The sequence below is a fragment of the Roseovarius sp. A-2 genome, assembly GCF_002072155.1.
Taxonomy (GTDB): domain Bacteria; phylum Pseudomonadota; class Alphaproteobacteria; order Rhodobacterales; family Rhodobacteraceae; genus Roseovarius.
In genome coordinates this window covers 1-3,718 of record NZ_BDIY01000066.1, presented here as the reverse complement: position 1 = coordinate 3,718, position 3,718 = coordinate 1, and the positions used below count along the sequence as shown (strand labels likewise).

Below are 3,718 nucleotides of genomic sequence, written 5' to 3'. Positions count from 1 at the left end.
TGTAGCTCGTTCCGTGTCTCGAAGGGCAGGCCCGATTGGATGGCAGGGGCCTTGATGGTCAGGCCCAAAGCTGCACGACGCAGATACTCCGACACGGACAAGCCTGCCTGCTCGGCCTTGCCTATCACCGATACGCGCTCCTCGACCGTCAGGCGAACGCGCACGGCCTCGGATTTTTTGAGCGGGTCGGGTGTCTTTGGACGGGCGATATCAGGCTCCTGCTAGCTGGGTGTCGGGGGTGGCGTTAGACCCCTGACCGAGGTTTTTGTACCACAAAAACATATCTCGCTACTCTCAATCTGCCAACGGGTCTTTGAACCCTATCCACAAGATTCCAGACACAAAAAACCCCACCATCCCTACGGCGCTGTGTGGGGGCGCGGGATGGTGGGGTTTTGGAGTTCAGGGATTGGAAGGTTTGCGAGATGGCGTTGGTGGCAATGCGCCCGATGTTGCAGGATTAAAGTTCGCGGGCAGTTCCCCATTTCCTACAGTCGTCGATGAAAACAGCGTTCCAAAGAAAATACCCACGGGACTTGAACGACCAACGCCTACAGCAACACGCGCTGCTGACGTCGCGGTTTTCTTGATGCCTGAATCAAGTCCTGCATCACCTGTAGTAAGCCTGCGCTTGCTTTGCTCTCGGGGAGCTTCAGCGACGCGAATGCCATCTCGGGGACTAGCGTAAACAGCACTAGCATTGAACGCCGCCATCGCGCCTGTGAGAACAAGAGCGTATTTGCTCAATTTCATTGCAATGCCTCCCTATAGACGGGCTTGAATACTTCGATTGCTTGTTTGATTGTGTTTTCAGCCACTGTTTGGCGAACAATAGGATCAAAAGCCTCCATTTTTTGAATGCGCAGTGCTCGGCCCTCTAAGAGATCCACGTATGTATTAAATGGACCGCTGCATTCGTTAGCATGAGCAGAACGGATTGCGCTATCAACAGATGATGTTTTGCCATCTATTAGGTTTGCAGATGCAGCTGCATCCACACAAGCCATGTAAGCGATATACTCTTCGTAAAATTCTGGATTTTGTGAAGGTCGATTGGATACAGACGTGGCCTCAACGCATGCGCTGACGGCGGTCATACCGACCAGCAATGCCCCTATTAGAAATTTTTTTCTCACAAGCATTTACCCTTTCTGTTGGTTTATCTCTGAGCCTAACAGACTCGCACCGATTGCATAGCGAAACCTCAGATATCATGGGGATGTGGTCTGAGTGCCTTCCCTTCGGAGCCGCTGTCGCTGATGCCGTCTCGGACACGCCCCATGGTTCTCCGTCAAGGGTGCAAAGCACAGGCGAAGCCTGCTTGCCCTTGATGGGGGTTCTGGGGTGGGTCAGGCATCACCTCAGCGACTGCCGCCCGATGGGTCTAGGCACGGGTGCATCTTCCCTTTGGTGAGCTTGAGCGAAAACAGGACGTGCCGCCCGTAGGGCGGTTATCGCGTCCAGAGCATCCGCCGTTAGGCGGATTCCACATAGGCAAGCCTAAGAGGCGCAGCCCTAGTGTTAACTTCGTTACCTACGGAGTATGTTACCAGCCCGAAAATCGACCGCAAACCATTGGTAATATGCGGTAAAGTTATCCACACGGTTCCGAAAGGTACGAATCTGGGTTCCGAAAGGTACGAATCTGGGTTCCGAAAGGTACGAATCCAAACAGACGATTTTTGGTTCCTGATAGTACGAATCTGGGTTGGCCTATTGGGAACCTGTGGACGGTTCCTGATAGTACGAACTTTTTGGTTCCTGATAGTACGAATCTATTCTATGGTCAGGCATGGCCCTGTTTCCTGTTCGACATCCCCAGAAAGATTTCTTCGTTCTCGACATCGCGGACGTGGTTCCGAAGGATGACACGGCCTCGATGGAGCACCCGATATTCAGCTTGGCCACCAAGCCCGACATGCGTGTTCTTCACTATCAAGGCGGGAACAACGCTCTTGAAATACGGCCTTCCTACCAAGGTTTGCCGACCATCTTTGACAAAGATATTCTGATTTTCTGTATCAGCCATCTCATACACCTCAAGAACCAAGGCAAGCCAATTGGAAAGCGCGTGCGGTTTTCAGCCAGAGAACTTTTGATTGCTACAAATCGCAAAACAGGTGGCAACTCATATCAAAGGCTAGAAGCTGCATTTAGCCGCTTACAGGGGACGCAGTTTAAAACAACTGTTGGAACTGGTGGAAAGGTTGAAACACGCTTTTTCAGTCTCGTGGACGAGGGTGGATTCGTCATGAAAGACGATTTCTCGCGCCTCGATTATTGCGAGGTGGTGCTATCGGACTGGCTGATGCGAGCGATCGAAGCCTCCGAAGTGGTCAGCATATCGCCCGACTATTTCCGCCTGCGCCGCCCACTGGAGCGCCGCTTGTATGAAATCGCCCGCAAGCATTGCGGGAGCCAGAAACGATGGCACATCGGCCTCGAAAAGCTGCAAGCTAAGACGGGTAGTAACGCTCCGCTCAAGCGGTTTAGGCTAAATCTTCGCCAGATTATCGAAGAAGACCACACGCCGTTCTATCGCTTCGAGCTGGACGCAAACGACCTCGTTATCGTTCGGCCAAGGTCGGCCAAGGTCGAGCTGAGGGACGATATCAGGATACCCGAATGGGCCGAAGAAAAGGCCCGTTCTATCGCCCGTGACAAGGGCTGGGACTACTACGCCCTACAAACCAAGTGGCTGGATTTTGCACGGGCCGAAACAGGGCGCGGGAACCCACCAGAGAACGCAGGAGCGGCCTTTGTGGCCTACTGCCAGAAACAGAAACCCCTCCGATAGAGCGGCTCAAAGGTCACGATTTGCGCAACGCTACGAATATGGCACACTGTTCGGAATAGCGGTTCTCGAACGAACGAAGTACCGAAACCCGAACATACAGGCAAAACCGCATGAAACTGTCCCTGAACGCAGCAGCGAAGCACTATAAAATTTCTAAGTCCACCCTGTCAGAAGCTCTAAATTCAGGTCGTTTAAGCGCGGCCAAGGATGCGCGCGGACGGTGGCAGATAGACCCGTCTGAAATGGACAGAGTGTTCCCCCTGAACACCTCCGAACGGACGAAGCACCGAAACCCGAACACCGAGGCGAACCCCAAAAACCACCACGAGATTGAGGCCTTAAACGCCAAAGTTGCGATGCTTGAACAGATGGTCGAGGCGGAGCAGGCCCGCAATGAGGATTTACGGGCCGACCGTGATGAATGGCGCAAGCAAGCCCAGACCCTGGCCATCACGCAGGAACGACCGGCGGCGCCTACGACCAGGACAGGGTTCCTGGCGCGACTGTTTGGCTAAGCACACAAACCGATTTTAAGGCCCGTACAGCGCGATTAGGCCTTTTTGACACCCCTTGGCATGGAATAGGTCTCTGAGGCCTCCACGGGCCTCCTGTGGGGTCAAGCGCACGGGTTTCGATAGAAACCCAAAAGTGCGCTCTACAGGTAGCCCATCTCGGTGAAGATGTGGTCGAAGAGCACATCGAGCTTGTGCATCAACTCGTCCAATGATGCGGGCGGAACCTGACCGCCGCTGTTCATGACTTTCGCCATCTGGTTCAGGTTCACGCCGATGCGCTGTAGCTCGTTCCGTGTCTCGAAGGGCAGGCCCGATTGGATGGCAGGGGCCTTGATGGTCAGGCCCAAAGCTGCACGACGCAGATACTCCGACACGGACAAGCCTGCCTGCTCGGCCTTGCCTATCA

The 3,718-nt window shown here is 54.0% G+C and carries 5 protein-coding genes and 1 pseudogene; 2 read left to right on the top strand and 4 right to left on the bottom strand.

Annotated elements, in window-relative coordinates; translation table 11 throughout:
• The 3 genes and pseudogenes from BHD06_RS24880 to BHD06_RS23435 form a co-directional block, all read right to left on the bottom strand.
• Nucleotides 1-209: pseudogene (locus BHD06_RS24880) on the bottom strand (hypothetical protein); the annotation flags it as partial.
• Between the two features lie 193 nt (nucleotides 210-402).
• On the bottom strand, nucleotides 403-753 hold the full coding sequence (locus BHD06_RS23440) for a hypothetical protein (protein ID WP_139784864.1): 351 nt from the start codon (nucleotides 751-753) through the stop codon (nucleotides 403-405).
• Nucleotides 750-1,142 carry a hypothetical protein gene (locus BHD06_RS23435; protein ID WP_176214480.1) on the bottom strand — a complete coding sequence of 131 codons (393 nt, stop codon included), beginning with the start codon at nucleotides 1,140-1,142 and terminating at the stop codon, nucleotides 750-752. Before BHD06_RS23435 ends, BHD06_RS23440 begins: the two co-directional genes overlap by 4 nt.
• Before the next feature lie 650 nt (nucleotides 1,143-1,792).
• Here BHD06_RS23435 and BHD06_RS22460 point away from each other — a divergent pair.
• Both BHD06_RS22460 and BHD06_RS22455 read left to right on the top strand, forming a co-directional pair.
• A complete protein-coding gene (locus BHD06_RS22460; protein ID WP_080459167.1) occupies nucleotides 1,793-2,797 on the top strand; it encodes a replication initiator protein A in 1,005 nt (334 codons plus the stop codon).
• A 110-nt stretch (nucleotides 2,798-2,907) separates the two neighbouring features.
• Nucleotides 2,908-3,312, top strand: a complete 405-nt coding sequence (locus BHD06_RS22455; protein WP_080459166.1) for a helix-turn-helix domain-containing protein — start codon at nucleotides 2,908-2,910, stop codon at nucleotides 3,310-3,312.
• A 140-nt stretch (nucleotides 3,313-3,452) separates the two neighbouring features.
• On the opposite strand, the gene mobC is transcribed toward BHD06_RS22455, so the two are convergent.
• Nucleotides 3,453-3,718, bottom strand: a 266-nt coding sequence (gene mobC, locus BHD06_RS22450) for a plasmid mobilization relaxosome protein MobC (protein ID WP_176214479.1), incomplete at its 5' end; no start/stop codon positions are given.

Bases quoted from the DNA above. Each gene is read 5' to 3' on its own strand.
- BHD06_RS23440 (WP_139784864.1), bottom strand. From the start codon at position 753: ATGAAATTGAGCAAATACGCTCTTGTTCTCACAGGCGCGATGGCGGCG.
- BHD06_RS23435 (WP_176214480.1), bottom strand. From the start codon at position 1,142: ATGCTTGTGAGAAAAAAATTTCTAATAGGGGCATTGCTGGTCGGTATG.
- BHD06_RS22460 (WP_080459167.1), top strand. From the start codon at position 1,793: ATGGCCCTGTTTCCTGTTCGACATCCCCAGAAAGATTTCTTCGTTCTC.
- BHD06_RS22455 (WP_080459166.1), top strand. From the start codon at position 2,908: ATGAAACTGTCCCTGAACGCAGCAGCGAAGCACTATAAAATTTCTAAG.